Source organism: Mucilaginibacter sp. SJ, assembly GCF_028993635.1.
In the GTDB taxonomy this organism is placed as follows: domain Bacteria; phylum Bacteroidota; class Bacteroidia; order Sphingobacteriales; family Sphingobacteriaceae; genus Mucilaginibacter.
Map to the genome: position 1 here is coordinate 4,167,551 of NZ_CP118631.1, position 26,999 is coordinate 4,194,549.

The 26,999-nt window shown below is 43.7% G+C and carries 21 protein-coding genes; 6 read left to right on the top strand and 15 right to left on the bottom strand.

Annotated elements, in window-relative coordinates; all coding sequences use genetic code 11:
- Window positions 1-3: 3 nt before the first annotated feature.
- Both MusilaSJ_RS17015 and MusilaSJ_RS17020 read right to left on the bottom strand, forming a co-directional pair.
- Window positions 4-603, bottom strand: coding sequence for a hypothetical protein (locus MusilaSJ_RS17015; protein WP_274986096.1), 600 nt, complete (start codon window positions 601-603; stop codon window positions 4-6).
- 95 nt (window positions 604-698) lie between these two features.
- The gene (locus MusilaSJ_RS17020; protein ID WP_274986097.1) at window positions 699-1,682 is read right to left on the bottom strand and encodes a pyruvate dehydrogenase complex E1 component subunit beta; all 984 of its coding nucleotides are present in this window, start codon (window positions 1,680-1,682) and stop codon (window positions 699-701) included.
- 187 nt (window positions 1,683-1,869) lie between these two features.
- Here MusilaSJ_RS17020 and MusilaSJ_RS17025 point away from each other — a divergent pair, with 187 nt between their 5' ends.
- Entirely contained in the window at window positions 1,870-3,786 is a 1,917-nt protein-coding gene (locus tag MusilaSJ_RS17025; RefSeq protein ID WP_274986098.1) for a DUF4153 domain-containing protein, read from the top strand.
- A 9-nt stretch (window positions 3,787-3,795) separates the two neighbouring features.
- Here the strand turns inward: MusilaSJ_RS17025 and MusilaSJ_RS17030 are convergent, their stop codons facing one another.
- Together MusilaSJ_RS17030 and pdxA are read right to left on the bottom strand one after the other, a co-directional pair.
- On the bottom strand, window positions 3,796-4,983 hold the full coding sequence (locus tag MusilaSJ_RS17030; protein ID WP_274986099.1) for a DUF5009 domain-containing protein: 1,188 nt from the start codon (window positions 4,981-4,983) through the stop codon (window positions 3,796-3,798).
- 82 nt (window positions 4,984-5,065) lie between these two features.
- Window positions 5,066-6,121 carry a 4-hydroxythreonine-4-phosphate dehydrogenase PdxA gene (gene pdxA / locus MusilaSJ_RS17035; protein ID WP_090532117.1) on the bottom strand — a complete coding sequence of 352 codons (1,056 nt, stop codon included), beginning with the start codon at window positions 6,119-6,121 and terminating at the stop codon, window positions 5,066-5,068.
- A gap of 258 nt (window positions 6,122-6,379) precedes the next feature.
- Between pdxA and rsmA the strand changes: the two genes are divergently transcribed.
- Window positions 6,380-7,159, top strand: a complete 780-nt coding sequence (gene rsmA / locus MusilaSJ_RS17040; RefSeq protein WP_090532116.1) for a 16S rRNA (adenine(1518)-N(6)/adenine(1519)-N(6))-dimethyltransferase RsmA — start codon at window positions 6,380-6,382, stop codon at window positions 7,157-7,159.
- A gap of 108 nt (window positions 7,160-7,267) precedes the next feature.
- Here rsmA and MusilaSJ_RS17045 read toward each other — a convergent pair whose 3' ends face one another.
- The gene (locus MusilaSJ_RS17045) at window positions 7,268-8,119 is read right to left on the bottom strand and encodes a DUF4198 domain-containing protein (protein WP_274986100.1); all 852 of its coding nucleotides are present in this window, start codon (window positions 8,117-8,119) and stop codon (window positions 7,268-7,270) included.
- Window positions 8,120-8,178: 59 nt separating this feature from the next.
- Between MusilaSJ_RS17045 and MusilaSJ_RS17050 the strand changes: the two genes are divergently transcribed.
- Complete coding sequence (locus MusilaSJ_RS17050) at window positions 8,179-10,158, top strand: alpha-ketoacid dehydrogenase subunit alpha/beta (RefSeq protein ID WP_274986101.1); 1,980 nt, start codon at window positions 8,179-8,181, stop codon at window positions 10,156-10,158.
- Window positions 10,159-10,222: 64 nt separating this feature from the next.
- Here MusilaSJ_RS17050 and MusilaSJ_RS17055 read toward each other — a convergent pair whose 3' ends face one another.
- The gene (locus MusilaSJ_RS17055) at window positions 10,223-11,389 is read right to left on the bottom strand and encodes a hypothetical protein (protein ID WP_274986102.1); all 1,167 of its coding nucleotides are present in this window, start codon (window positions 11,387-11,389) and stop codon (window positions 10,223-10,225) included.
- Window positions 11,390-11,940: 551 nt separating this feature from the next.
- Window positions 11,941-12,657, bottom strand: coding sequence for a hypothetical protein (locus MusilaSJ_RS17060; protein WP_274986103.1), 717 nt, complete (start codon window positions 12,655-12,657; stop codon window positions 11,941-11,943).
- Between the two features lie 54 nt (window positions 12,658-12,711).
- On the opposite strand from MusilaSJ_RS17060, the gene MusilaSJ_RS17065 reads away from it, so the two are divergent.
- Both MusilaSJ_RS17065 and MusilaSJ_RS17070 read left to right on the top strand, forming a co-directional pair.
- Window positions 12,712-13,428, top strand: coding sequence for an SAM-dependent methyltransferase (locus MusilaSJ_RS17065; RefSeq protein ID WP_274986104.1), 717 nt, complete (start codon window positions 12,712-12,714; stop codon window positions 13,426-13,428).
- Window positions 13,425-15,038 (top strand): FAD-dependent monooxygenase, encoded by a 1,614-nt coding sequence (locus MusilaSJ_RS17070; protein WP_274986105.1) that lies wholly within the window; start codon window positions 13,425-13,427, stop codon window positions 15,036-15,038. Before MusilaSJ_RS17065 ends, MusilaSJ_RS17070 begins: the two co-directional genes overlap by 4 nt.
- 69 nt (window positions 15,039-15,107) lie before the next feature.
- On the opposite strand, the gene MusilaSJ_RS17075 is transcribed toward MusilaSJ_RS17070, so the two are convergent.
- The 8 genes from MusilaSJ_RS17075 to aspS form a co-directional block, all read right to left on the bottom strand.
- Entirely contained in the window at window positions 15,108-17,024 is a 1,917-nt protein-coding gene (locus MusilaSJ_RS17075; protein ID WP_274986106.1) for a T9SS type B sorting domain-containing protein, read from the bottom strand.
- Between the two features lie 237 nt (window positions 17,025-17,261).
- Window positions 17,262-18,203, bottom strand: coding sequence for an acyltransferase family protein (locus MusilaSJ_RS17080; RefSeq protein WP_274986107.1), 942 nt, complete (start codon window positions 18,201-18,203; stop codon window positions 17,262-17,264).
- A gap of 89 nt (window positions 18,204-18,292) precedes the next feature.
- The gene (locus MusilaSJ_RS17085; protein ID WP_274986108.1) at window positions 18,293-18,994 is read right to left on the bottom strand and encodes a LytR/AlgR family response regulator transcription factor; all 702 of its coding nucleotides are present in this window, start codon (window positions 18,992-18,994) and stop codon (window positions 18,293-18,295) included.
- 3 nt (window positions 18,995-18,997) lie between these two features.
- Entirely contained in the window at window positions 18,998-20,167 is a 1,170-nt protein-coding gene (locus tag MusilaSJ_RS17090; protein ID WP_274986109.1) for a sensor histidine kinase, read from the bottom strand.
- A gap of 106 nt (window positions 20,168-20,273) precedes the next feature.
- Window positions 20,274-20,873, bottom strand: coding sequence for a MiaE family protein (miaE, locus tag MusilaSJ_RS17095; protein WP_218134403.1), 600 nt, complete (start codon window positions 20,871-20,873; stop codon window positions 20,274-20,276).
- A gap of 316 nt (window positions 20,874-21,189) precedes the next feature.
- Window positions 21,190-21,645: an FKBP-type peptidyl-prolyl cis-trans isomerase gene (locus MusilaSJ_RS17100; protein ID WP_274986110.1), complete on the bottom strand. Its 456-nt coding sequence runs from the start codon at window positions 21,643-21,645 to the stop codon at window positions 21,190-21,192.
- A gap of 85 nt (window positions 21,646-21,730) precedes the next feature.
- Window positions 21,731-22,195, bottom strand: coding sequence for an FKBP-type peptidyl-prolyl cis-trans isomerase (locus tag MusilaSJ_RS17105; protein ID WP_274986111.1), 465 nt, complete (start codon window positions 22,193-22,195; stop codon window positions 21,731-21,733).
- 63 nt (window positions 22,196-22,258) lie between these two features.
- Window positions 22,259-24,004 (bottom strand): aspartate--tRNA ligase, encoded by a 1,746-nt coding sequence (aspS, locus tag MusilaSJ_RS17110; RefSeq protein WP_274986112.1) that lies wholly within the window; start codon window positions 24,002-24,004, stop codon window positions 22,259-22,261.
- A 472-nt stretch (window positions 24,005-24,476) separates the two neighbouring features.
- Here aspS and MusilaSJ_RS17115 point away from each other — a divergent pair, with 472 nt between their 5' ends.
- Window positions 24,477-26,930, top strand: a complete 2,454-nt coding sequence (locus MusilaSJ_RS17115) for a TonB-dependent receptor (protein ID WP_342457009.1) — start codon at window positions 24,477-24,479, stop codon at window positions 26,928-26,930.
- Window positions 26,931-26,999 lie beyond the last annotated feature (69 nt).

A 26,999-nucleotide genomic window follows, 5' to 3' on the forward strand; every position in this document is an offset into this window, starting at 1 on the left:
ATTTTAGTCAGGTAATACAATAGCGGCCTTTTCAAATTCAAGAAAATAATAATCCTGCTTTAGTTTTTTATCAAGCGCGGCTTTGTCATCTTTGAAGGATGGAGCGCCGGATTCAAAATGCCATTGCCCGAGATATGTGAGTGTATTTTTATCAATCTTAAACACAATGCGGTGCAGGTCTTCCCGTTTGATGATGCCGCTATCCACTTTGTTTTTAAGGTTGATCTCAAAATCAATACCTCTAAAAACGGGCCTTATATTATTCTCGATTCCGTACCATTTGCTTTTTGAATAGTAAAAGTTTACTATTTCATATGTGCCCGGCTTTATAAAAAAGCAAAATGGGTTCTCTTTTCTTGATCTGAGTGGGGGCTTTACTTCAAATGAAAACACCTCGTTTGTTTCCAAATTTCTGACCCTGATCGTTTGCTGATAGCCTGTTTGCCAAAAGGTAAGGCGTTGGATAAAACTCCCGTAAATAATGGCTTGATTTTCTTTTAAAATAGTTCCGGGATCCACATACTCCAATGGGATTATTTTTGTTTTTTGCCCGTATCCAAACAGGCCTGCTAATAAAAAAATACAAGCAAAAAGGTACTTCATAATGATAAGGAACTTTAAATTTAGGTTGGGGGGGATGAAAAATAAAGAGCCCGGTATTCTCATATCGGGCTCTTACATATTTTATATTAAAACGATTACTTGGTAACGTACATTACTTCTTTAACTGCTTTGATCACCCTTTCAGGGTTTGGCAGGTATTCCTGGATCAAAGTAGGAGCGTAAGGAAGCGGAACATCGCCACCCATGATACGTAAGATAGGAGCATCAAGGTAATCGAAAGCGTCTTTTTGTACTTTAAATGCAACTTCAGTAGCAATTGAACCTAACGGCCAGCTTTCTTCAATAATTACCAGGCGGTTTGTTTTCTTTACCGATTCAATAACTGTAGCATAATCGATAGGGCGTACAGTACGCAGGTCGATCACTTCAGCGTGGATACCTTCTTTTTCAAGTTCGGCAGCGGCTGCAACAACCACTTTCATGATCTTGCCAAAGCCAACTAAAGTAACATCGTTGCCTTCTTTAACAACTTTTGCTTTACCCAGCGGGATATAGTAAGTTTCTTCAGGAACCTCGCCTTTATCGCCATACATTAATTCCGACTCCATGAAAATAACCGGATCCGGATCAAGAATAGCTGATTTTAACAAACCTTTAGCATCGTAAGGGTTAGATGGTACAACCACTTTTAGGCCAGGGCAGTTAGCATACCAGTTTTCAAAGCACTGGCTGTGCTGTGAGCTAAGCATACCTGCATTACCGGTAGGTCCGCGGAAAACAATTGGCACCGAGAACTGGCCGCCGCTCATTGACATCATTTTGGCAGCGCCATTGATGATCTGGTCGATAGCTACGAGTGAAAAGTTGAAAGTCATGAACTCGATGATGGGGCGTAAGCCGTTCATTGCCGAGCCGATGCCGATACCGGCAAAACCCAATTCAGAGATGGGCGTATCTATAACACGCTTTGCACCAAATTCGTCCAGCATTCCCTGGCTTACCTTGTACGCGCCGTTATATTCTGCAACCTCTTCACCCATCAGGTATATATTCTCGTCGCTGCGCATTTCTTCGACCATGGCCTCTCTTAGCGCTTCTCTGAATTGTATTTCTCTCATTATAGTAAAATGATGTTTTTTTGCGAACGCAAATATAAACACTAATGTGTTAAATGCAATTAACCGTGGTATTGGTTTGATTTTTAATACATATATTTTACATTTTCATCATCCTGCAGGAGTGCAAAATCCAAAGCGGAACTTGAAAAAACATAAATAAGTAATACATTAGTACCTAAACCTTATTATGCAGATGAAATTCCCGTCGATAAAAAACCTGGTGCAAAGCGCGGCAAATACCATCAAACGCTATCCTTTTGAAACATTCTTTGCTTTTGCCGGCACCATAGCTGCTACCGCGAAGATTGAGCTTGATAATCTTAATCGTGTAAGTGAAAACTGGTGTATGCGCGCTATCATGATAGCCAACCTCGGCTTTTTGCTTAGCCTCTCGGCTACCCTATATACCCAAAGTAAAAACTGGCAGAGCGGAAAAAAGATTCTCGTAAAAATAGCTGCAACAGTGATCGCTATTGCGCTGATCTTTATGATCAATCCACCCGAACGACAGGCGGATTATACGCGGTTCTTCCTGCTTAGCTTGGCATTTCACTTAATGGTAGCCTTTGCGGCCTTTACCGGCAAAGGGCAAATACAAGGGTTTTGGCAATTTAATAAAACACTCTTTTTGCGCATTTTAGCAAGTATGCTATACGGCGTAGTGTTATTTGCCGGCCTGGCTGCTGCAATCGGGGCCACAAACTTCTTGTTTAATTTTAAATTTGAATCGGATACCTACCAGGTTTTGTGGGTATGGATCACGGGGATGTTCACTACACTTTTCTTTTTAGCAGGAGTACCAATAGATACAGCAGTACTTAATGAAGATGAAAGCTACCCCAAAGGCCTAAAGATCTTCACCCAATATGTACTCATCCCGCTATCAACAGTATATGTACTCATTTTACTGGCTTATGAAATCAAAATTCTCATTGAATGGAAGCTCCCTAAAGGCCTTGTATCAAACCTGATATTAGGTTATGCCGTATTTGGCATATTATCGCTCCTGTTGGTATACCCCATCCGCGAGCAAAACGAAAATAAATGGCTTAAAACCTATACCCGTAGTTTCTACTTTTTGCTCATTCCTTTACAGATATTGCTATTTGTGGCCGTTGGTACAAGAGTATTTAGTTATGGCGTTACAGAGTTTAGGTATTTTTTGATAGCACTCGCTTTGTGGCTGCTGTTCATTTCGCTTTATTTTTTATTATTTAAAAAGCAGAATATTAAAATCATTCCAATCTCACTCTGTATACTAACCCTGCTTAGTATTTATGGGCCACAAAGTGCATTTACCATGAGTATGTATTCGCAAAGGGGTATGGTGATTAGCTTTTTTAAAAAGCATAATGGATTTAAAGATGGAAAGCTGATACTTGTTGATAGCACAAAAATCAACATGAAGGAAGGAAGCCTCGGCGCAAGCAGGCTCAGCTATTTCATTTATCATTACGACCTAAAGGGCTTGCAACCCTATTTTAAAAGAGATTTAAACATAGTTGCTGATTCATTAGCAAAACAAAAGGGGGAGTACAACAACCTGCTTGTTGACAGGGAGGGGTTAAGGACTTTAAAATATCAATGGGCAAAAAAACAATTGGGACTAGGCCGTTTCAGTGATTATTATTATCCCTTTGCCGAGACAACAACCGATTTTTCAGAGAGCGAAAGCTATATGTTTAGTCAAAAAGAGAATATCACGGTTGTTAAAGGATATGATATTGAACTTGCAAGCAACCTGGGGGCAGATACCGTGATTAATAACTATAATGGCATCACTATAAAGCAAGTTCATTTTGCCGAAACACACAGGTGCAGCTTAATGCTTAATAACGATATAGTTAAATTTGATCCCATTGAGATTGTGAATAAAATGATGACCGATACTACTACCCTCGAAAAATATCGTAGCAAAAAGAATAAAGATAACCTTTATATGCCAAAAGGCTATGAGCTGCCAGCAAATCTGATGCAGGTAACCAGACAAACGCCCGGTTATACTGTAGTATTTCAATTCAGCAGTATTTACTTTGATCGTTCAAAAAAAGGAAACCCAGATATAAAAAACTTTAGTGGAACATATCTCATCAAAATAAAGTAAACAGTCAGCTTATATCTTAATCCTGATATTGATTTTATCCAATAACCCCGTGAGCCATACCATTACAAAAGCAAATACAATGCATTTTATGAGGCCCCCAGTACCCTGGCTCAGGTATTCGGGGTAGCCAATCCTGCTCATTTCATATATTGGATAAAATAGGAAGGGCACTATGTAACAGGTAAAGGTGTTGGTGCCCGCGGGTTCTATCACCTTAAACCAGTTGTATTTATTTTTAACATCAACCAGGAAAATAAAGAAGGCATACACCACCAGGCTTATCCCGGTACAAATGAGCACCCATGAAGGGGTGTCGCGTTCTTTGGAAATGCCCCCGCTAAAATAGCGTACTATAAAGCCCAGGTTAAACAGGATGATAGCGATCAGGATCATGGCCACCCAAAGCATCTTCATTTCGTTATTGGCCTTGAGGCGCATATACAATACCGAAATAAATACCCCCGCCATGGTGAACGACTGCATGGCGCCGTTGCCGGCTATCCAGATATAGCCCTGCAGCTTGTCGATAAAATCAAGGAAGCCGAAATGCACATCCAGGTTAAAGAATATGAAGAACATCCAGGCCGCCAGCTGCACCCACAAATGCCCGTCGGAATAGTAATAGATAAGTGCGCAAAGCATGTATGACCAGCCTATCAGGCCTAAAATGCCCCACCAGGTAAAGTGAAGCCAGGTATGCCCGGGGTCGCTGGTACGATATAGCAACGCCATGCCGGCAAGTAACAATATGCCGAAGCCCTGCAACATATAGCGTTTAGTGGGTGATGTATCTTTACTGTAATCTAAAAAAATAAAGAAGAAGCTGAATGTAACCAGACTTTCCCAAACGGGTTTGGGTAACAAGGTTGTTGCTTCGTTGTAGGTTTCCATATTGGCATGGAAAAAACCTATAAAAATGAGCGCGAACGAGCGGCTCACTATCCGCGATAGTAGTTTGAAATTGTCGCCCTGCTTTAACCTGTTTTGAAAAGCAAAGGGAATTGAAAGCCCGACTATAAATAAAAACGCAGGAAAAATAGTATCGGCCAAACCCAGCGCATCAACATTTGAGCCCGCGTGTTTAAGCCATGTCGGGGTATTCGGAATGCCATCCAGGTCATTCACAAATATCATGAGGAACATTGTTACAGCGCGGAATGCATCTATTGAACGTATGCGGCTAAGAAAATTATTCATTCAGTGATGTAAATGCAACAAGCAGCGTAAATGTTTTAATTTAACGGTAATTAAATTGAAACATTACTATTACACGGCTTTTTTAATCTCTGTCGCGGCTTAGCTTGCTGAATAAAAGTGGATTTTCATTAAGTTCGAGCCCTTCCCTGCGGTTCTTTACAATGTGGATAGCTGTAAACAGCGCTTCGCGGAAGGAGACCTCCGAAGCCTGGTTTTTTCCTGCTATATCATACGCAGTTCCATGATCGGGCGAAGTGCGCACAAAGTTTAACCCGGCTGTAAAATTAACACCCGTTTCAAAGGCTATTTGTTTAAAAGGGATCAGGCCCTGGTCGTGATACATGGCCAGTACGGCATCAAACTGCAAGTAAGTGCCATTGGCAAAGAAACCATCGGCCGAGTACGGGCCAAATGCCAGGATATTGTTTGAGCGGGCTTCTTCAATAGCGGGTATAATGATATCTTTTTCTTCGCTGCCGATGAGGCCGTTATCGCCGGCATGCGGATTAAGCCCTAACACGGCAATTTTTGGCTTGCGCACCCAGAAATCATTTTGCAAGCTGTGGTTCATCAGTTTCAGTTTAGCCAATATTTTTTCGGCGGTAATGCTTTCGGCAATTTTTGATACAGGGATATGACCCGTAACCACGCCTACACGTAAAGTATCGCTTACTAAAAACATCAGCGATTCGGCAGCGCCATCATATTGCTGTAAATATTCTGTATGACCAGGAAAGTGGAATTTGTCGTTCTGGATGTTATCCTTATTGATAGGAGCGGTAACCAAGGCATCTATATAACCTTCTTTCAGGTCATATACAGCGCGCTCCAATGATTTGAAGGCATACTTGCCGCCCGCTTCCGTAACCTGCCCTATATCAATCTTTACATCCTCTTCCCAACAGTTGATCATGTTGGGTTTGCGGAAATGAGTTTGTGAAGGGTCATTGATCACCAAAAAATTAAGCTCATTAACCTGGGTTGCACGGCGGTGGAACGACGCCACCTTGGTATGCCCGTAAACAATAGGCGTACAATAATCATAAATCTTACTATCGGCCAAAGTTTTAATAATTATCTCTAAACCGATGCCGTTTACATCGCCAATGCTGATCCCAATTTTTAATTTATCGCTCATTATTTTTTTATGATTTCACCGAGTTTTATGATTTCACCGATTTTTTTAAGCGGTGATTTCAATATTTTAACAGTGATGATTATTAATGGTTTATAAAGCTAAACGACCTTTTGCCTTTTGCCTTTCGCCTTTAACCTTCAACTTAGGCAAACCTTTTACCTTTAACCTATCTTTACACCTGCAAATAAAAGATTTTAAGCTTATAGTTCCTGATAAAAGCACAAATATGATTTAATTTGCTCAAATATTTGATTAATAATGACATTGGTAAGGGCAAAAAAACATTTAGGGCAACATTTTCTTACTGATAAAAACATAGCAGCAAAGATAGTGGACAGCCTGAAACCCGAAGGGCGTTTCGGCCATGTGCTTGAGGTGGGGCCGGGCATGGGTGTATTGTCTGATTTCCTGCTGCAAAAAAGCGAGTACGAAACATCACTCATTGATATTGATACCGAATCGTACGATTTTCTGAAAAAAAAATACCCGCAATTAGGTGCCCGCCTTATCAATGCCGATTTTCTGGAGCTTGATTTTAAAAGCATTTTTCCCGAAAACTTTGCCATTATCGGTAATTTCCCCTATAACATCTCATCGCAAATACTTTTTAAGGTGCTTGACAACCGCCAGCAGGTGGTTGAAGTAGTGGGCATGTTCCAGAAAGAGGTTGCTGAACGATGTGCCGCCAAACCAGGCAGCAAGGAATATGGTATACTCAGCGTGTTTTTACAAGCCTACTATAAAGTGGAATACCTGTTTACGGTGAAGGCCGGTGTATTTAATCCTCCGCCCAAGGTGCTTTCGGCAGTGATCAGGCTTACACGAAACGATAAGCAAACACTTGATTGCGACGAGAAACTATTTTGGCAGATAGTAAAAGCGGGTTTTAATCAGCGCCGCAAAACCCTGCGCAACGCCATATCATCACTCATCAACAAAGAAAAATTGACTGATGAGCCTGTCCTCGATCTGCGTGCGGAAAGATTGAGTGTGGAGGATTTTGTTAAACTTACTAACGCGGTTTCAGCGAGCAGATAGGTAATTAAGGTTTTGCGCTCTCTAAATCTCCCCCGAAAAGGGAAGACTCACAATGACGCCTCTATATTTTTAACCTGCTACTAAAACCTGCAACTGCTACTAAAAAAATCAATGTTTATTTCCAAACCCAAACTCCCTGTATGAATTTGGTACGTCATCGGTATTGCTGAAGGCAAAGGTGAAAGTAGTGCTCCAGTTTTCATAATCGGCTTTTTTATCCTGCGATGGTTCAACATGGGTTGAACTAACCATATATACCCCCTCCCGGCTCAGTTTAAAAAATACCAGGCCATTGCTGTCACTCAATAATTTTTGCGGAACGATAGTGCCATTCAAAGTACGTACATATTGCATCACCACAGCATCCTTCATAGGTTTACCTTTAAAAAGCACCTGAGCGGTAACATCATCGCCATAGCTTGATTTATAGGGGTTTTGCTGTATTACAATTTCATACTCCTCACCCAGTGGTTTATCAAAGTCCTTACCGTTGGCTTTATCAACAGAAATAAGGGTTTTGCTTGACTGGTGATACTTTTCAACAAAGTATTGCTGGCTGCTGGCCCGGGCTTCTTCGGCCATTTTATCGAGGCCTTCGCTTTCAAGCGCCCTGATAAATTTATTCCTTTCCGATTCCGTTTCATCATCCCTTACCAGCTCAAAAAGTGCAAGCCCGGAGTTTTGCAGCTCATAAGTAAGCAGGCTGCTATCCGCAGCGTTACTGACTTTTGAAAGATCCGTTTTTTTCGAGCCTTCGTACAGCATAAATTTAGTTGCCTTTGCTGTGGCAAACTTAAATTCATTTTCGGGTTTAAACTCGTTGCCGCTCAACAAGTGCAGGTTAAGCTTATCGCCTTTGTGAACGTAAAAATTATGTGGCAATAAGAAAAAATCCTGCGAACTGGCTGCAAAGCCGATCATGAGCAGTAGTATAATGATGAAAATAGAGGTGCGCTTCATAGTTTTTGGATAGTATCACCAAACATACAAAGTTTTAAAAACTTCAGTAGTTTTACGTTATGATTTTTGACAGGAAAAACCTCGATAATGATACTTTGCTGGCATTTTATAAAAAATTGCTGTTTCCGCGCATGGTTGAAGAGAAGATGCTGATCCTGCTGAGGCAGGGCCGCATTGGCAAATGGTTTTCGGGTATTGGCCAGGAAGCCATAGCGGTTGGCAGCGCCCTGGCTATGAACGCCGACGAATATATTTTGCCTATGCATCGTAACCTCGGTGTTTTTACATCGAGAAATATCCCCCTGTCGCGGTTAATGGCGCAATGGCAGGGCAAACCTTCGGGCTTTACTAAAGGGCGCGACCGCTCCTTCCACTTCGGCACCCAGGAGTATAAGATCATTGGTATGATCTCCCATCTCGGTCCGCAGCTTGCCCTGGCCGATGGCATTGCCTTAGCGGATATATTATCGGGTAAAAAAAGATCAACACTTGTTTTTACCGGCGAGGGTGCTACCAGTGAAGGGGACTTTCACGAAGCACTTAACATAGCCTCTGTTTGGAAACTGCCGGTAATATTTCTGATCGAAAATAATGGCTATGCGCTTTCAACCCCAACCAACGAACAATATAATTGCCGCGAACTGGTTGATAAAGCTGTAGGCTACGGTATTGAAGGCCGCCGTATTGACGGCAATAACCTGCTTGAAGTTTATAACACCATAACCTCACTTAATAAAGCTATTCGTGAAAATCCGCGCCCTGTTTTGCTGGAATGTATGACCTTCAGGATGCGTGGCCATGAGGAAGCATCAGGCACCAAATATGTTCCCACTAATTTATTTGAGTGGTGGGCAGGAAAGGACCCGGTTACAAACTTTGAAAAGTACCTGATTACCGAAGGGGTTTTGTTTAAAGACATGATCTCTGTTATCCGTAAGGAGTTCGCCGCCCTTATTGAAACCGAAATTGAAAAGGCTTATGCCGAAACAGATATTATACCGGATGTGGCCACCGAAGCGCGGGATATGTACAAGCCTTACAGCTTTCCTGCCGTACAGCCAAAATCATCGCCGGTTACCAATAAGCGCTATATAGATGCCATTAGCGACGGGCTTAAACAAGCTATGCGCAAACACCCCAACCTGGTGATCATGGGACAGGACATTGCCGAATACGGCGGCGCATTTAAAATTACCCAGGGCTTTGTCGAGGAGTTTGGCAAAGCACGTGTGCGTAATACCCCCATTTGTGAATCAGGAATTGTTGGTGCAGGCATGGGGCTTGCCCTTAACGGCTACAAAGCCGTTGTTGAAATGCAGTTTGCAGATTTTGTTACTTGCGGCTTTAACCAGGTTATTAACAACCTGGCCAAAACGCATTATCGCTGGGGGCAGGGGGTTGATGTAGTAATACGGATGCCCGCGGGTGCAGGTACCGGCGCCGGCCCGTTCCATTCGCAAAGCAATGAAGCCTGGTTTACCAAAACCCCCGGCTTAAAAGTGGTTTACCCGGCTTTCCCGGCAGATGCCAAAGCCCTGCTGCTTACCGCTATTGACGATCCTAACCCGGTAATTTATTTTGAACACAAATACCTGTACCGCAGTATCAGCGCCGATGTGCCTGATAATGATGTAATGATAGAGATAGGCAAGGCTAATGTGATTAAGCAAGGCGAAAAAGCCAGTATTATCACATTTGGCCTTGGTGTACACTGGGCATTGGAGTATACAGACAAACATCCCGATCAATCCATAGAGATCATCGACCTGCGCAGTTTGCAGCCTTGGGACCAGGAAGCGGTTGAGGCCAGTGTAAAAAAAACGGGCCGGGTGCTGATTTTGCATGAAGATACGCTCACCAACGGTTTCGGCGCCGAAATTGCCGCCCATTTGGCCGAACATTGCTTTAAATATCTTGACGCCCCCATAATGCGCTGCGGTAGCCTCGATACGGCCATCCCCATGAACAAAGCTTTGGAAGACCAGTTTTTGGCCAAGGCACGATTGGAGGAAAGCATGGAACGCCTGTTAGCTTATTAGGCAGGGCCCTCGAGCTATGCTTTTAGAAGAAGCATAGCTATGGTTAATATTTTAAGCGTTTAAATTATTTTTCAATAAAAAAAGATTGTTCTGCGGGCACTGCCGTTTGCAGTTTAGGCTCATGGCTATTACCATATTGCCAGGCCACCACGGTAACTTTTACCGGGAAGCGGCTGTGCGGCGGAATAGCCGCAATATTTAATGTATTGCCTGATAATTCGACAGGGCCTTCTAATACATAAAAGCCTACAGGTGACTGTGCATCTGAGCTGGCGTGCAATTTGATTCCTTTTGCATGTGGCTTTTGGTTGGGGACCGGCAAAAATGTAATATGCTGTTCCTTTCCTGTTGCATTGTGTGGCGGCACAATCATCAGCGATTGCTGTACAGCAGGTTTATATTCAGCATCGCCCGGATGGGTAGCAGCAAACCATAATTCATAGCTATGCGGATTTTCCCAATAACCTGCTTGCGGATTTAACCTGAAGGTTGAATCATTTAACTTGATAACCGGCCCTGTAATCCGGTTGATAGTTATAGGAATATTCCCGGCAGCATGCCCTATAGCGGAGCCAGCCGGCATGCCAGCCCAAACAGGTAAGCGGGGGCTGCCTCCGGGCACCGTATCATAAAATGCGGCATGGAGTTTAAAAATGATCCCATCAGCGTCAGGTTCAAATTTCAGATTTACCTGCTGATGCGTATTACGCTGTTCAACCATTTGGCCATGCTGTACATAACCTATTAACTGTGGTTTTTGATTGCGATGTTTTGCCTGGTAGGTTATTGTTACCTGAGCCGTTTCTTCATCAAAATACCAAAAGGCTTTTGAAACATCGCCCTTATACCTGCCCACCGGTGCAGCATCCGCGGCGGGCAATTCATTATAGTGCCATTTATCAACCAACCAGCCGGTTTTTGTCGGATCGATATCAATCAATTTCGGAACAGTACCAGGCGGAACACTTTTTGGCAAGCGGTACTGCATGGCTTTTTTAATGTAGAAGGCCAGGTAGCCGATCTTTTCCCGCATGGCAGCAAAATGTCCCTGGGCTGGGTTGGATAGCATACTCAACGGCAGCAGCGGATGTTCCTGTCTTTCTTTTAATCCCTCATCGCTCCAGGTGTTGGCAGCTTCGTATTCGCCCATTGTTTCAAGGCAGGGAATATAATCCAGGTTTTGATCCTTACTCCAGATATCCGGAATGTAAGCATTTGTTGCATAAGGCAATTGCCCACTTACCGAGATGCAAGCCAGCGTGCGCGGGGGGGGGCCATACCCCGAAATTGTAGGGCGCGCTCGCAGCTGCTGAATGCCCAATGGGGATCACCGGTATTGTTTTCAATTCGCTGTAACCTGAAATATCAGCGAGCTTATTAATCAACGCGTTAAACTGATCGCCGGCGCCTAATCAATATTATTGCGTTTTTTTCATGTCAGATAGGATTATCCCCAGATAAGACAAATAAATTCAAGATTTATAATCATATAAAAAGCAATTAGCAGCAATACCAAGGAGGTTCGGATCTTCTTAAGAGATGGTATGTTACAGAGAGGTGAGAGTAGGTTACAGGAGTTAAAAAAGTGTGGTTTTGGCATGCGCGAACATGTGCCAATTGAACCGGACGCTTCTAACCGGCCATTGGCAGTCGCCAAGGTTGAATTTTGCCCAGGGTAGGTGTAGCGTTGTTAACTGCCCGACTTTTATTTTTTCTCAATAGGTAAAGTAATCGGAAACAGCACCATCCCTGCTTCCTGAATAAAAATAATTTAATAAGGACTTACGCAGCATTCGAAATATACTTCACCAGGCTTCTTTTGGCCACCGGCAGCAGCGTTTGCTCAAGCGGGAAAGTGATATCACTGTGAACATAGTAAACCGCAGGATTGGGCATAAACTTGTTACGATTAATGAGATGCAGTTTAATGCTTTCGGGGGTATTGGTGATGCTTTGCTCGTAGGCATCAATAAAAGCTACGTTAATGCCGCGGTATTTATCATCCTTGCCTTCAAAAATAGTGATCTGGTACTCGTAGATCCGGTTGGTTCGTTCCTTGCCGTTCTGTAACGAAAAATAACCGTGATAAGGCAGTAAAGGGATGATGCCTACCGGATCAATATTCACATGGCTTTCTACAAAATCATAAATATCCCTGCCGGTTTTTATAGCCGGGTCCATTTTGCCTAAGGCATAAGTAATGATCTGTTCTATTTCCTGCATGCTTTGATCATCCATAATGATCTTTTGATAAGTAAGCTTTACGGCATCGATATCAGCCTGTGTTAAGCGTTGCGGAAAAGCCTGCTGTAACAGCGATTTATTCTTTTTAAAATCGATGAGGTTGTTGTAATGGAATATCAGATCGGCCAGGTTGGGATATAACCGGCTGTTATCAAAGTGGCTGTTAATTTCCTGAAGGTAACTTAGCAGGATATATTTTTTGTATTCAAAATCAATATGACCTTCAATAAACCAGTTTGCGCCTAATTGCCTCATTTTTCCGCCTCCTTTTGATAGCTTAAATTAAACAAAAAACACCAACTTTGCAATATGCCCTATGGAACCCTTTATTTAATTCCCGTACCGCTGGCCGATGACGCCGCTGCAAAATCATTTACGCCATACCTTACTGATACCATAAACAGTATCAAGGAGTACATCGTCGAGAATGAAAAAACCGCCCGTCGCTTTTTAAAAGAGGCCGGCTTGAAAACCCCGCAAAGCGAGCTGATAATCCATGATTATGGCAAGCATAACCGCGACATGAGCAAGGCTGATTTTTTTAAAGGCCTGCAGGCAGGTAATGATGTTGGGCTGATGAGTGAAGCCGGCTGTCCCGGTGTCGCTGATCCCGGTGCCGGGATTGTGGATAAAGCCCATCGCATGGGTATTAAGGTTGTGCCTTTGGTTGGGCCAAGCTCCATTTTGCTGGCGCTGATGGCTTCAGGCTTCAGCGGCCAAAGTTTTGCATTTTACGGCTACCTGCCTATTGATAAAGTGCTTCGTGCTAAAAAGATCAAAGAGTTGGAAAATACAGCTGTTAAGCTTGATCAAACTCAGCTATTTATCGAAACGCCTTTCCGCAATAACCCCATGCTGGAGGAGATCCTGAAAACAGGCAATCCCAAAACCAAGCTTTGCATAGCCTGCGACCTGACCGCCGCAACCGAGTTTGTGCAAACCAAAACCATTGCCGAATGGCAAAAGAAAGTGCCTGATCTGCACAAGCGCCCAACCATCTTTTTACTCTATCACAGCAATAAATGACCATAAGCCAGCAGCATGCCCCGGTTGTAATAGTAGGCGCGGGCCCATCGGGTTTGATGATGGCCGCCCAACTTTTACGCTATGGTGTGCAGCCGGTAATTATTGACAGCAAGCGGGGACCAACCACACATTCAAAGGCACTTGCCGTTCAGGCACGGTCTATGGAGATTTACCGGCAGATGGGCGTTATTGATAAAGTGCTCAATGATGGTAAACGGGGAGGGGGTGTACAGTTTAACCAGGACGGTGAAGAGGTTGCCGGTCTTTCACTTGCCAATGTTGGTGAAACGCAAACCGCTTTTCCATTTATCCAGATGTATCCGCAGAGCAAAAACGAACGGTTATTACTGGATTTTATTACCCTCAACTGCTGCCCGGTATACTGGAACACATCACTACTGTCACTAAGTCAGAATTCGGATAAGGTAACACTCAGGCTGCAAAGCGGCGAGGAGAAACAAACCATTACCTGCGATTGGCTGGTTGCCGCAGATGGTGCCCATAGCACTGTGCGCAAGCGACTGAATGTTCCTTTTAATGGGGATACCTACCAGCATCAATTTTATTTGGCCGATATAAAAATAGAGGCTGACTTTGGCGATAAAGTTAACCTGTTCCTTTCAAAAAAAGGTTTCGCAGGCTTTTTTCCTATGCCTGATGAGCGAAGCTATCGTGTGGTTGGTAATCTGCCCGATGTGTTTGATAAAAAGGACGAGCTTCAAATTGAAGAGGTGTTACCGCATTTGCGGGATGTAACCCAACAACAGCTTATTGTTGAACATACCAACTGGTTCACTATCTACCGCCTGCATCACCGCATGGCCGATAAATTCAGAGAGCAGCGCTGCTTTTTAATTGGCGATGCCGCGCATATCCACTCGCCGGTTGGCGGGCAGGGGATGAATACCGGCTTGCAGGATGCCTATAACCTGGCCTGGAAACTGGCAGGTGTGGTTAATAACCAGCTTAAGGTATCGGTGTTAGATAGCTACGCGCAGGAAAGGATGCCTGTTGCAAAAGAATTGCTCAATACTACCGACCGCATTTTTAAAATGATCCTGTCGCGCAATTGGTTCATTAACTTACTAAAGAAATATTTGCTGCCTGTTGTTTTAAAATGGGCATGGGGGAAACCCAACCTTCGCGAAGCTTTTTTTAAACGGGTATCGCAAACCGGCATATCCTATCGCGACAGCACCATAAACCTTAACTTAAGCCCTGCCAGCCAGATCAAAGCAGGCGACAGGCTGCCTTATCTCAAAGTATTCGACGAAAAACGGGAGGTGGAAACCGATCTGCATGAATGGTGCAGTAAACCGGGTTTTACGCTCATCTGTTTAGGCAAGCTCAAAGAACTGGACCTGTTTACTATCGCCAAATGGATCACCCAAAACTACGGCGCCAATCTCAACTTTTTTTACCTGCCGCCATCAGTAAAAAATCAACATATTTTCGACGCCTTCGACATCAAAGCAAACCAAAAGAAGGCGCTTATCATCCGCCCGGATATGCATATCGGTTTTTTAAATGACGTAGTGGATATTGATATGATGGATAATCATTTGCTGAATGTGGTGGGGGTGAAGCCGATCATAGTACATGGTTCATAGATCATGGTTGCCTGCGAATTGTTCCTGCCTGCGTATTTTCGCGATGAACTATGAACCATCAACCATGAACTAACGAACCACCATCACCCAGCCGCTCATTACATTCCCATTCTTTAAATCTATCACATAATAATATGTTCCTGACGGGATACCCTGGCCGTTAGATCTGCCATCCCAGGCTTCAGGATAGCCTGTGCTTTTAAACACCAGTCCGCCGTAGCGGTTAAATACCTGCGTTGTCGAGGTTGGGTAAGTATTCAGCGCTTCTATCGCCCAGGTATCATTAACCCCGTCACCGTTGGGTGTAAAAGTATTGGGGATAACTACTTTTTTATAAACACGCACAAATACCTGGTCGGTTGCTTCATCGCCGCAGCCTGAGTTTGATACCACATGCAGGGTGTAGGTGATATCTTCCATTGGCGAAGCAGTAGGCGTAAGTTCAAGGCTACTGCTCAGGTTATCGGTCGGGGTCCAGTAATAGCTTACGTTGGTTCCTTTGGTACTGGCGTTAAGTGTGGTCGACTGACCCTGGGTAATGTACCTGTCGGGCCCGGCATTGGCCACAGGCTTTTTTATAACATCTACCTGTACTGTGGCTGTTGAGGTACACGTGCCGTTGCTTACTGTTACGGTATAAAGTGTATTGTCCGTTGGGCTGGCAACCGGGTTAGCGATGTTAGCATCCGAAAGGCCCGTTGCCGGCAACCATGAGTAAGTTGAGCCGCCGCTGGCATTTAACGTAACCGAATTGCCCTCGCAAATTGGCTCAACCGCATCAACAGCCGCAACAGGTTGGGCATTTACTACAACCGTCACTGGTACCACAACCTCGCAGTTAGAGGATGATTTAACCGTAACATGATACGTTCCTGCAGCAGCAGCGGTCACATTATTGATTGTTGGGTTTTGAATGGCTGATGTAAAGCCATTTGGCCCTGTCCATTGATAACTCACCCCGGTTGATGCACTTAACGTCAATGTTGTACCCGCGCAAACCGGTGTATTGGCTGTTGCCGTTGATTGAGGTGGTGCGCCAACCGTAAGTGTAAGCACATTTGATGCCGACCGGCAAAGTGCCGAATTGATGTTACCTGCCTGCGCCGTTACTGCCCGGTAGTAATAAGTACCAGCCACTGATGGCGATGTTATCTGGTAACTTGAACTGGTGCTGTTTGCTCCGGTAAGATCCGTCCAGGCACCATTCCCGTTTTTGTATTGCCATAAAACGGTATAGCCACTGGGGATGGTCGTACTGAGTGTATAGGTTTGCGGAACATCCGAACAGGCCGATGCTGTGATGGTTGAGCTTGAATTGTTGAAACTGGCCTCTATAACCGGGCCATAAGGTCTGAAAACAATATCATCAATGGCAAGGTCATTGGCAGGGGCACCGCCGGCGCTGTTGTTGATCATCTTGATCACCACATCGCCAACGCCTGCCGGCAGCGTAAAATTAAACGACTCCTGTACCCATTGATAATTGCTGCTGGTGCGGGCAATGGTGCCGGTATTAAAGCTTTGAATAATTGTTCCGTCGGTTTTTTCGATAGCGAAAGTGATATTTGGCGGGCTGATATCATTGCTTCTTAACAAATTCACCACCCAGGCCGAAAACTGGTAGGTGGTATTGGAACACAAACCGGTAATGGTGCGCTTATAAAAATAATCGGTTTTGGATACGCTGGCATTTACCACCATCATATAGCCGCCTGTATTGCCTGTATGGTCTGTGGCCGACCACCAGACATTGCCTGCACCCGCGGTAGTATTTTCAATGGTATAAGAGCCGTCGCTGGGGAAATTGGCACTGCTATACGTGTAACTGGTTGAGCCCGAATCGGCAGGCAAGGCACCCGAATGTGTTGAACTGCCCGAGCCAAAGGTGATGCTCACCACAGGGTCGCCAAGGCTTTGCGCATTTGTTTTTCGAACTGATAAAATGAGAAAAAAGCTGATTAGGGGGAGTAACTTTTTTGCTTCCAACGGAATACTGTTTTTAAAAAAGCGCCTGCATGTACTACTAACACACAGACGCTACTATCGCAACTATTATGAAAAGGGGTACTAATAAACCATTTATGGGGTTATAATTGGTTTATGACATAAATATGCGGGCAAAGCCGGTTTTCATCAATAATGTATCGATGAATAGCCGCTTTGTATTGGTGAATAAAAAAAGGATTAAAAAAGAGTTTAAAACGCCTGTAAATAACCAGGCATTTAGTACCTGATCCGTTTGGATAGCCGTAAACAGGGCAGCTCCACCAGGCGATAAAACAGGTAAGCAAAACTGATACTAACAGCAATACCTGTTAAAAATTCAAACGCCCTGAATCCAACTGTTTTTGGCAGGTGCATACCGATAAAAGCTACAAGACTGCTCCCAACAACATCATGGGTAAGGTATAGCGAAAAAGAGATTTTGGAAAAAAATGCAATAGCAGGGTGGCGCTTTAAAGGCAGTATTATAAGGACAAGTGCAAGAAGGCCGGTGACCATCGGAAGCCACCCTGCACTATAAAAACCAAAAGCGCTTACAGCTGCGCCATATATCGAAATTTCAGCCACCCCTTTTTTACCTGTTAGGTACAGGTAATATAATATCCCAAGAGCAAAAAACGGAAAAACGCTTAATAGGGTTGATCCGGGTACGGGTATAAATAAAGGCAGTAAGCAAATCAGGGGCAGGGAGATGACGCCCCACTTTTTTATAATAATCGGAAAGAAAATGCCGATGAACAGGTAATATTGAAACTCAATTCCCAGCGTCCAGTAAACCGGGTTCAAATACGGGCGACCAATAAAATTGTTGATATAAGCTAAGTGGGTTAATATGTTACTGATATCAGGCCGATAATTTGCATTTAATAAATACCCGGCTAAAATGGTTAATAATATGGAGGCTATGTAAGGAGGCTCAATGCGTGTTATTCTTTTTAAAATATATTTGGGGAACAAGGCCCAGCTATAATTTTCAGGAATAGCCCAGCAAATTATAAAGCCGGACAACAGGAAAAACATCTGCACACCCAGCCAGCCATAGCGCAAGCCTGGCAATGATTTGCCGCCAAGGTGAAACAAAGTTACCGCCAATGAAGCTATAGCCCTGATATAATCAACCTGCTGGATATGTTGTTTGGTCGTACTATCTGCTAATGTCATTTATGTAAAAGCTAAAAGGCGGAACGCACAAAACTTAAAGCAATTGATTAATTGTTATTGATAAGCCGATCATGAGAATTGCGTTCATTTTACTTCTGTTTCGACCAGTTGCGTGCAAAATCATTATAGCTTTCGCTTACCGGCAGCTCAACATTTGTAAGCCGCACCTTACGGTTTTGGATAGACCGGATCTTGTTGACAGGTACGATATAGCTGCGGTGAATGCGCTGAAATTTGGCGGAAGGCAATTTCTCCAATACCTTTTTCATGGGTATCAGCGTAAGGATGGTTTTATCATTAGTGATATGGATCTTGATATAATCCTCCATACTTTCAATGTATTCAATAGTGTCCAGGTCTATTTTAACCATGCGGTATTCGGAGTATACATACAGGCTTTCATCGGTTTCGGCATCGGCAGGCTTGTTTTTATATTTATAATAATCAACAGCTTTTTCAACGGCTTTGGTAAAGCGCTTAATATCTATCGGTTTTAAAATATAATCAAGCGCTTCCAGTTCAAAACCCTCATACGCAAATTTTTTATAGGCGGTAGTAAATATTACCATGGGTTTTGCCTGCAACGAGCGCACAAGGTCAATGCCGGTAACATCGGGCATGTTGATATCAACAAAAAGAAGATCTATTGGGGTGCTTTTTAAAAATTCGGCACCGGTTATAGCATCTTCAAAAGTATTAACCATTTGTAGTGCCGGGAAGCGTGATACATATTCGCTTATAAGCCTTAAGGCCAGCGGTTCATCATCAATGGCTATACATTTAAGCACCATAATTTAAGTTTGTAAAGTAAGTTGAACAATATACTCATTATTCAGACTGCTTATATTTAACAAATGCCTGCCGGGATATAAATGTTTCAGGCGCTGTTTGGTGTTGTTTATGCCTATGCCGGTACGCTGGTAATCACTTTTCTGCACACCAAAGATCCGGTTTTTGCAGTAAAATGAAATAATGCGCTCATGAATATTGATCCTGATATCTATAGCCGCAGGTTCGCGCTTGCTTACGCCATATTTAAAAACATTTTCAATAAAAGTCATCATTACGAGAGGGGCGATTTTTTTTTCGTCGATTTCTCCCCCTACTTCAAAATTTACTATTGTGTTTTTACCGATGCGAAGGCGCTGCAGTTCGATATAATCGCTGATGCAATCAATTTCGCTTTGTAGCGGCACGAAATCTTCGGTAACATCATCAGTAACATAGCGCATAATGTTCGAGAGCTTCATGATGCTATCAGCCGCATTATCATCTTTTATCGAAGCAAGCATGTAAATATTATTGAGTGTATTGAACAGGAAATGCGGGTTGATCTGCGCTTTCAGGAATGACAGCTCGGCGCTGGTTTTATCGGCTTCGGCACGGGCAGCACGCTGTTCGGTAAGCTGCCATTGCTGCACCGTTTTTGTGGCTGTGCTTAACGCCATGATCATCAGGAAAATAAACAGGCTGGTGCTATCCAGGGATTTCATAGGCCTGGTGCGGGGGCCGAAACCATTTCTTCGCTCCAATGAGTCTGGATGAAAATATGGCGGGTTGTCAAATCGGTGTGGCGTATCGGAGCCCTTATCGCCTAAGCGGGGCCGGTCAAATATCGGCGGGCCGGGCACCGTCATCCCGTTGTGCATTCTCCGGCCTTCGGTGCTGCGCAGCAAGTTGTCGAACGGGTGAAGCACATAAATGCATGCTAATAAAGCAATACAAATGATGCTATAGATCGCATATCGCTTTTTTAAAAAGAAATGAGGAATAAACAGGTAGGCATTGCTATAAAAAAGGGCGATATAAGTGATACAAAATACCCAGTAAGCCGGTTTTTGCAAAAAAGAAGTAATAGTGTTGTTGTACTGGCCCCGGGTATTTAAAAAAACCAGCGGAAAGGCCATGAACAGCAACCAGCCGGCAATATGTATAACAACCGAAAATACTTTAAAACGCGACATGATGTAAATGTAAGCAGGAAATCATAAGTCTTAGGTTAAAAGTCTATAGTTCTAAGTCACAAGTTAATAAGCATACAGGTCACACTTCAGACTTTCGACTTAGAACTTACCCATGAATAGTTTCACTCTTACCATAGTTCTGAATTACCTGGGCTTCATACTCCAGGAATTGTTTCCAGCGGGCTTCAACATCAATTTCTTCAGCGTATTTTTTGGCCAGCCGAATAAACATGGAGTAGTGGGTTGCTTCGCTTACCATTAGTTCGTGGTAAAAGGTGGCCAACTGTTCGTCATTAATATTTTCAGACAGTACTTTAAAGCGTTCACAGCTCCTGGCTTCTATCATAGCCGAAAATAGCAGCCTGTCAATCAGCTGGGCTTCGCGGCCACCGCCTGTGATGATAAATTTTCTGAGCTCGTTCACATAGTTATCCTTCCGCTCGCGGCCGAGGATATAACCGCGTTCCAATATAATATCATGTACGCGTTTAAAATGATCCATTTCTTCCTGCACCAGCAGGGCCATTTCCTGTACCAATTCGCTCAGGTTGGGATTTTGAACAATAAGCGTAATGGCATTGCTGGCTGCCTTTTGTTCACAAAAAGCATGGTCGGTCAAAATTTCTTCAATATTGCTCTCTACCACGTTTTTAACCCAAAGCGGATCGGTAGGCAACTGCAGTTTTAAGATGGTTTTCTCACTCACAATACAAAGATAGTTTTTTGGAGCTGAAAGGTTAAAGGCGAAAGTTAAAAGGTATTTTTACGGTGGAGATTAAAAAATGAAGACCATCTTTGTGGGACAGTCTTCGTTGGTAGCATTTGGCCCGGCATGAATACCGGTTTCCGTGTTCAGCACATAGTAAACACCTTATGTATGTTTTGTTGCGGTGATTTCAGCATGTGCCGTCAGATAATTTTTGATATTGCCATCTTATTCAAAACAACTTGCTGCAAATCGTGCGATTTATCTTTAAAACATGCAGACAATAACAGTAAAGTTTTCTATAGCATTAGTTAAATCAACTAAAACTAAGCAGATCAATTGTAAATACCAAAACCGAATTTGCGGGGATGCTTCCGGCTGCACTGTTGCCGTAGCCTTCTCTTGAAGGGATCACTAAAATAATTCGACCGCCAGTTTTTACATACGGCAGGCCCGATTGCCAGCCTTTGATAAGCCCCTGCAGGCTTTGGTTAATGGTGCCCGAGTCAAACGTAGTTCCATCCAATAGTTTGCCGGTATAGGTTACTTTAACGGTCGATTTAATGGTTGGATTTGCACCTGTTCCCTGGGTTACTATCTTGTAATAAACACCAGAGCCATCAGCTGTAGCATGAAAAGCAGTATCAGTACCAATATAAGCTTTGATAGCGGCATCATCCGTGGCTGCCTGTTTTGAAGCATCGAATTTGTCTTTTGAGCACGAGGAGAGGATCACCAATGGGGCGAATACGAATAATAGAAATTTCTTCATTAGTTAATAGTTCTGTTTCTGTTTGGATTAATTTGACGCGCAAAAGCTACAGAACGCTACAATAATTGAACTTATTTTGGGAAGATTAGTTAAATTCTGTTAAATCGACAGTGAACACCAATACCGAATTTTCGGGGATGCGGCCTACGCCATTGGCACCATAGGCAAGGCCCGAGGGTACAATGAGCAATACGGTGCCGCCCGCTTTTACTAACGGGATGCCTATTTGCCAGCCTTTAATCAAACGGTCTAATGAGCTTGAAAAACCGCTCGCTTTATCAACTACCATATCATTTAACAGCGCTGCGGTATAATTTACAGTGACCAACGAATTTTCGTTAGGGTTCCTCCCCTTGCCTTCGGATAAAACCTGGTAATAAATACCGGAAGGGTGTTTCTGCACTTTGATCTGGGGGTTGGCCTTCAGGTAAACGTGGATCAGCGAATCATCTGTTTTGGCTTGTTTAGCCCGGTTTAATTTCGCTGAGTTATCACATGATATCATCAGTGTAATAATAACCGCGCTTAGCAATAAAATGTATTTTTTCATGATGGAGGTCCAAATAAAAGCCCCCTTTGCAATAAAGGAGGCTCAATTTATGTTTTGGGTTGATTAAACCGTTGTTTTTATTTTTAGCTCGGTCATTTGTGCTTCGGCAATGGTTGATGGTGAATCGATCATCACATCGCGGCCCGAATTATTTTTAGGAAATGCGATCACATCGCGAATTGAATCCAAACCTGCAAATATCGATGCCAAGCGATCGAAACCAAATGCGATACCACCATGCGGAGGTGCTCCATATTCAAAAGCATCCATCAAAAAGCCAAACTGTTTTTGTGCTTCCTCCGGCGAGAAACCAAGGTGCTTGAACATCAATGATTGCAAGCCGCGGTCGTGGATCCGGATAGAGCCACCACCAATTTCGGTACCGTTGATCACCAAATCATAAGCATTGGCACGTACAGCTCCCGGTTCGGTATCCAACAGGGCAATGTCTTCGGGTTTTGGCGAGGTGAACGGATGGTGCATAGCATGATAACGGCCACTTTCTTCGTCCCACTCCAGCAACGGGAAGTCAACAACCCATAGCGGCGCAAAAGTATTTTTATCGCGCAGGCTTAAACGGGTACCCATTTCTAAACGTAGTTCGTTCAGTTGTTTACGCACTTTATCAGCGCCACCGGCCAGGATCAGCATTAAATCGCCTTTTTCGGCATTGAAAGCAGCAGCCCAGTTGGTTAACTCGTCTTCACTATAAAATTTATCAACCGATGACTTCAGGGTGCCATCCTCATTGTAGCGGCAATAGATCATGCCGGTTACACCAATTTGCGGGCGTTTTAACCACTCGGTAAGCTCATCAACCTGTTTACGGGTATAACCTGCGCAACCTTTGGCGTTGATGCCAACAACCAGTTCTGCATTGTCAAAAATGCTAAATCCTTTGCCTTTAACAATATCATTCAGCTCAACAAACTCCATCCCAAAACGCAGGTCGGGTTTGTCTGATCCGTATAAACGCATAGCATCTGAATACAACATGCGCGGCAGTTCAACCAAATCAATACCTTTTACAGTTTTGAACAGGTGACGGGTAAGGCCTTCAAAAATATTGAGGATATCTTCCTGGCTTACAAACGAAAGCTCACAATCAATCTGCGTAAATTCAGGCTGGCGATCGGCACGTAAATCTTCGTCCCTGAAACATTTTACTATCTGGAAATAACGGTCAAAACCGCTCACCATCAATAACTGTTTAAAAGTTTGGGGCGATTGCGGGAGGGCGTAAAATTCACCTGCGTTCATGCGGCTTGGCACCACAAAGTCACGCGCGCCTTCTGGGGTCGATTTGATCAGTACCGGGGTTTCTACCTCGATAAAATCAAGCTTATCTAAATATTTACGCACTTCCTGCGCCATCTTATGACGAAGCACCAGGTTGTTGCGGATAGGGTTACGGCGAAGATCGAGGTAGCGATATTTGGCACGCAGTTCCTCGCCGCCATCGGTTTCGTCCTCAATCAGGAAGGGCGGCAGCTTGGCCGCATTAAGCACTTCAATATTAGTAACAGCGATTTCAATTTCGCCGGTTGGGATTTTGGTATTCTTGCTGGCACGTTCAATTACATCACCGGTAACTTTGATCACAAACTCACGACCAAGCCCGCGGCTTTTTTCGCGCAGGGTAGCATCTGTATCTGTGTTAAATATCAATTGGGTTAAACCATAACGGTCGCGCACATCGATAAAAGTGGTACCGCCCAAATCGCGCGATTTTTGTACCCAACCGCATAAAGTAACGGTTTGGCCTAAATGGCTGATATTTAATTCGCCGCAGGTATGAGTTCTAAGCATAGCAATGTTTTATAAAAGTCTGCAAAAGTAGGGTTTTAGTTGGAAGTCTGGAAGTCCGAAAGTTGGAAAGTCCGAAAGTAACAGTATTCTTTCTGCATAATCTATAGGATTACTGGCTTTTGAGTGCAGATATTCAGCTTTCGGACTTCCTGACCATTGACTTTCGGACTTAAATCCTATCTTTGCCTCATATAATTCTCAAGGGGTGCCTTGCTTTGGTTGCAAAACAAACTGCAGATTGTTTTACCAAACTGAAAGACGGGCTGAGATCATACCCAGGGAGTAAGTCAATAAGTACTAAGTTTTAAGCCTTAAGTCAAAGCGACTTTGGACTAACGACTTCCGGCTCACGACTTCCCCCCACACCTGATCCGGATAATGCCGGCGGAGGGATAAAGGTAAATAAGTTAAGTGTACTGCCGCGTTACCCTGGCGCGCAGATGGTTTAACTCAATTTTTGTTTTACAACATTTTGAAAAATTTATTTGTGGCTGTTATGGCCCTATTGTTGCCTGTTATGGCATCGGCCCAGCTTTCCATTTCAGGAAAAGTGACCAATCAATTCGGCGAAGCGCTGCCTGGCGCAACTGTTACTATTTTAAACCCACAGCAAAGCACTGTTACTGATGCTACAGGTAAGTATAGTTTTAACGATCTGAAAAAAGGCAATTATACCGTAAAAGCCAGTTATATTGGCTATCAGTCTTTAGTAAAAAACGCTGTTCTTAACACAAACTTAGCGCTTAACTTTTCTTTAGGATCCGGTACGCTCAATGCGGATGAGGTTACTATAACCGCCACCCGTGCAGGCAAAAACTCACCAACGGCTTTTACTAACCTCGGCAAAAAAGATCTCGAAAAAAACAACTTCGGCCAAGACCTGCCTTACCTGCTTAACCAAACGCCATCAGTGGTAATCAACTCGGATGCAGGTACGGGTATAGGTTATACAGGGATCCGGATCCGCGGGTCAGACGCATCGCGTATTAATGTAACCGTTAATGGTATTCCTTTAAATGACGCGGAAAGCCAGGGCGCATATTTTGTCGATCTGCCCGACTTTGCATCATCTATCAACACCCTGCAAATCCAGCGTGGTGTGGGTACCTCAACCAATGGAGCAGGTGCCTTTGGCGGTAGTATCAACGTACAAACCGCTACTCGCAGGGATACCGCTTATGCTCAGCTCGATAACTCGGCAGGTTCATATGGTTCATTAAAAAATACCGTAAGCGTAGGTACCGGTCTGCTTGGCGGCAGGTTCAGTATCGACGGCAGGTTATCGCGCATCCGGTCTGATGGGTATATCGCCCGAGCGTCATCCCGGTTAAAATCCTTTTTTGTAAGCGGGGCTTATTATGGTGATAACAGTACTTTAAGATTAAACGTGTTCTCGGGCCATGAGCGTACCTACCAGGCCTGGAACGGCGTAGCCGATTATGTAATAGGCGATGATAACCGCCCGGATAGCCGCACTTATAACGAACTGGGCGATATGGGTAACGGCGCGTTTTATAAAGACCAGGTTGACGATTACTTGCAAAACCATTACCAGTTGCTATACGATAAAAAGTTTTCGGATAAACTGTCGTTCAGCGGGGCCCTGCATTACACTCATGGCGAGGGTTACTACGAAGAGTACAGGAAAGGTGATGCTGTAAGTAATTATGGTTTATCACCTGTTATTTATGGCACCGATACCATTTCAACCACTAATCTTGTTCGCAGGCTGTGGCTTAATAATGATTTTTATGGTGTTACTTATGCTTTAAAATATCAGCCTACTACCAAACTGAACTTCAATCTTGGCGGCGCCTATAACGAATATAAAGGTGCGCATTATGGTAATATTATTTCTGCCGAAGAAAGCATAGGCGTTGGTCCTAACTATCAATACTATCGGGATGATGCCAAAAAGAAGGACTTTAATATTTTTGGCCGCGCCGAATGGCATGTAGACAAATTTTTGTTGTATGCCGATATGCAATACCGCCACATTAATTATTCGTTCTTCGGTATCGACAAAAACCTGAATAATGCCCAGCAAACAGCGCAGTTAAACTTCTTTAACCCTAAAGCAGGTGTTACTTACCAGTTTAATGAGCACAGTAATGTGTATGCCTCCTTTGCGGTGGGCAACCACGAACCCAACCGCGATGATTATGTTGATTCGCCTCCGCAAAACCGGCCAAAATCCGAAAACCTGAAAGATTTTGAGGCTGGCTACCGCTTCAGCTCACCTGTTTTTAGTGGAGAGTTGAATGGTTTCTACATGCTATATAAAAATCAGTTGGTATTAACTGGCTCATTGAATGACGTAGGCAGTCCGGTGCGTACCAATGTAAAGGACAGCTACCGCGCAGGTTTGGAATTCAGCGGAAAAGTGAAAATCACTGATCAGTTAAACTGGAGCGCTACCGCAACCCTCAGCACTAACAAGATTAAAAACTATCACCAGTTTTTCTCTAATTATGACGACGGCTCGCTGGTTGAAGAAACATTTGCCAAAACTGATATTGCCTACTCGCCGTCATTCACGGGTTCAAGCGTAATCAGTTATAGCCCTGTTAAAGGCGGGGAAATTGCTTTCATCAGCAAATATGTAGGTAAGCAATACTTAGATAATACCATGAACCGTAATCCCCAAGGTTTTGGGATAGCACCTGATAATGGAGCTAACCCTTACGCTGCCAATCGCCTGCTGAACAGCTTTTTTGTGAACGATGTGAGGTTGCGGTATAGCTTTAGCGTTCGCTCGGTTAAAAACATAACTGTTGGCCTGCAGGTTAATAATATCTTCAGCGAGAAGTATGAAAACAATGGTGCTACCTACCCGGATATTGAGGGCGGACACGTAATTAATTACAACTATTACTTCCCGCAGGCGCCGCGAAACTTTATGGCTTCGCTGAGTCTGGGATTTTAAATGAGCACTAATTTATATCGACACTAATTTTTACGAATTGGATCGAATTTCACGAATTTGAAAATTAGG

Excerpts from the sequence above, each read along its gene's own strand:
- MusilaSJ_RS17015 (WP_274986096.1), bottom strand. The coding sequence starts at position 603 with ATGAAGTACCTTTTTGCTTGTATTTTTTTATTAGCAGGCCTGTTTGGA.
- MusilaSJ_RS17020 (WP_274986097.1), bottom strand. The coding sequence starts at position 1,682 with ATGAGAGAAATACAATTCAGAGAAGCGCTAAGAGAGGCCATGGTCGAA.
- MusilaSJ_RS17025 (WP_274986098.1), top strand. The coding sequence starts at position 1,870 with ATGCAGATGAAATTCCCGTCGATAAAAAACCTGGTGCAAAGCGCGGCA.
- MusilaSJ_RS17030 (WP_274986099.1), bottom strand. The coding sequence starts at position 4,983 with ATGAATAATTTTCTTAGCCGCATACGTTCAATAGATGCATTCCGCGCT.
- pdxA (WP_090532117.1), bottom strand. The coding sequence starts at position 6,121 with ATGAGCGATAAATTAAAAATTGGGATCAGCATTGGCGATGTAAACGGC.
- rsmA (WP_090532116.1), top strand. The coding sequence starts at position 6,380 with ATGACATTGGTAAGGGCAAAAAAACATTTAGGGCAACATTTTCTTACT.
- MusilaSJ_RS17045 (WP_274986100.1), bottom strand. The coding sequence starts at position 8,119 with ATGAAGCGCACCTCTATTTTCATCATTATACTACTGCTCATGATCGGC.
- MusilaSJ_RS17050 (WP_274986101.1), top strand. The coding sequence starts at position 8,179 with ATGATTTTTGACAGGAAAAACCTCGATAATGATACTTTGCTGGCATTT.
- MusilaSJ_RS17060 (WP_274986103.1), bottom strand. The coding sequence starts at position 12,657 with ATGAGGCAATTAGGCGCAAACTGGTTTATTGAAGGTCATATTGATTTT.
- MusilaSJ_RS17065 (WP_274986104.1), top strand. The coding sequence starts at position 12,712 with ATGCCCTATGGAACCCTTTATTTAATTCCCGTACCGCTGGCCGATGAC.
- MusilaSJ_RS17070 (WP_274986105.1), top strand. The coding sequence starts at position 13,425 with ATGACCATAAGCCAGCAGCATGCCCCGGTTGTAATAGTAGGCGCGGGC.
- MusilaSJ_RS17080 (WP_274986107.1), bottom strand. The coding sequence starts at position 18,203 with ATGACATTAGCAGATAGTACGACCAAACAACATATCCAGCAGGTTGAT.
- MusilaSJ_RS17085 (WP_274986108.1), bottom strand. The coding sequence starts at position 18,994 with ATGGTGCTTAAATGTATAGCCATTGATGATGAACCGCTGGCCTTAAGG.
- MusilaSJ_RS17090 (WP_274986109.1), bottom strand. The coding sequence starts at position 20,167 with ATGTCGCGTTTTAAAGTATTTTCGGTTGTTATACATATTGCCGGCTGG.
- MusilaSJ_RS17100 (WP_274986110.1), bottom strand. The coding sequence starts at position 21,645 with ATGAAGAAATTTCTATTATTCGTATTCGCCCCATTGGTGATCCTCTCC.
- MusilaSJ_RS17105 (WP_274986111.1), bottom strand. The coding sequence starts at position 22,195 with ATGAAAAAATACATTTTATTGCTAAGCGCGGTTATTATTACACTGATG.
- aspS (WP_274986112.1), bottom strand. The coding sequence starts at position 24,004 with ATGCTTAGAACTCATACCTGCGGCGAATTAAATATCAGCCATTTAGGC.